The sequence below is a fragment of the Pseudomonas brassicae genome (assembly GCF_010671725.1).
Classification (GTDB): Bacteria; Pseudomonadota; Gammaproteobacteria; order Pseudomonadales; family Pseudomonadaceae; genus Aquipseudomonas; species Aquipseudomonas brassicae.
The window spans coordinates 1-1,262 of sequence record NZ_JAAHBU010000565.1 but is presented as its reverse complement, the minus strand read 5'-3'; the positions used below and the strand labels follow the sequence as shown (position 1 = coordinate 1,262).

Here is a 1,262-nt window from a genome sequence, read left to right as displayed (position 1 = left end):
TATGAAACCTCGATGAGTTTGTTTTTGATTTGCGGGGCTATGATAAAGGCAGTTAATTCCTATTGAGTCTCTATGGCGTAATTATGGTAATGGTAGGTATGCGACCACTTGCCGGGAATAGATTACTGAGCTTCGCTTCAATTGCATATTAAGTCTTGGCCGATTGGATAATTCGTTCTAATAGCTTTCGTGCTTCTGGGTAGCGATTTCTTTTCTCTAGGCACCTATGCAGTTGTCGGCACCAACGCGAAAATATGACTAGCTCGAACAGGAACATTCGTACCTGAAATTTTCGCTTTTTGAATGCTTAATTCAATTGACTCGCATAGCTGCCGGTCGCGTGCACTCCAATCAATTTTTTGATTGTTGCCTACGCGGCCACTTGGCATCCGCTTTGTTTGAGCCATCAACCAATCATTATCGTTCCGGTATAGCCATTGATAGACCTTGGGGAGCATTAATCTCAGGATTTTCGGACTTGCGTCTGGATTCATGCCGATGCCGCTAACCCACTTCGTACGGTGATCGTGTAGCAATAGCTCCCTGCGCTGAGTTTTCCAAGCAGCCATCAGGTGAGGATCAGAGCTCAGTCCTGTTTATCGTAGAAACCGAGATACCATATCGTTCCGCTATGGAATTTTTCTCCACTCCTTTGCGCAAGCAACCCAAGATCTTCTCCCGAAACTGGGGTTTCAACTTTTTAGGCTTCAGTTTTTTGAAGACCCTGTCGCTGATTTCCTGACCTTTAAATCCGTGTGCTGGTTTATCGCCTACTGCTCGTCTTCGGTGGTCTGGAGAATGTAGTGGGATCTCCTGATCACCTAGAGACTGGAACCTGTGTAACGCACCCAAAATGCGCAAACTCGCCGAAGATACAAGTGATCAGAATCAAATGTTTGAGCGGATGGGAGTTAACTCGCGGTGTGCGGGTCAGACTCTGTATAAAATTTTCAGCTTTCTGTGGAGTCGTCGGAAGCGAGGCCAGTGGAAGATACGGTTGCAGTTGTAAAGCGAATGAAGCTAGGCCTGCTTCGACATCAAAGCATCCTTCTGTGTTTACGGAGAGACGACGAATAGCTTCGTTATAAGCAGCCGTGACATCTTCAGGACGAAACTGCACAGAGACGCCTAGCTTGGCTAACTCAATCACCGAGTGTCCTAAGCGCTTGAGGATTTGCTCCACTGTCGGACATATGGGTTGCTCTGCAACGCTCGCTATTATGATCTTCGGTGGGTAAAACCCATAGCGCAGAGTCCGACCT

Annotated in this window: 1 protein-coding gene and 1 pseudogene; both read right to left on the bottom strand. The window is 47.1% G+C overall.

What is annotated here, in order from left to right; translation table 11 throughout:
- Positions 1-224 precede the first annotated feature (224 nt).
- On the bottom strand, positions 225-569 hold the full coding sequence (locus G3436_RS29155) for a TnsD family Tn7-like transposition protein (protein ID WP_163951148.1): 345 nt from the start codon (positions 567-569) through the stop codon (positions 225-227).
- Between the two features lie 248 nt (positions 570-817).
- Positions 818-1,262, bottom strand: a pseudogene (locus G3436_RS28120) (hypothetical protein); the annotation flags it as partial.

Coding starts and splice junctions, on each gene's coding strand:
- G3436_RS29155 (WP_163951148.1), bottom strand. CDS start 569: ATGGCTGCTTGGAAAACTCAGCGCAGGGAGCTATTGCTACACGATCAC.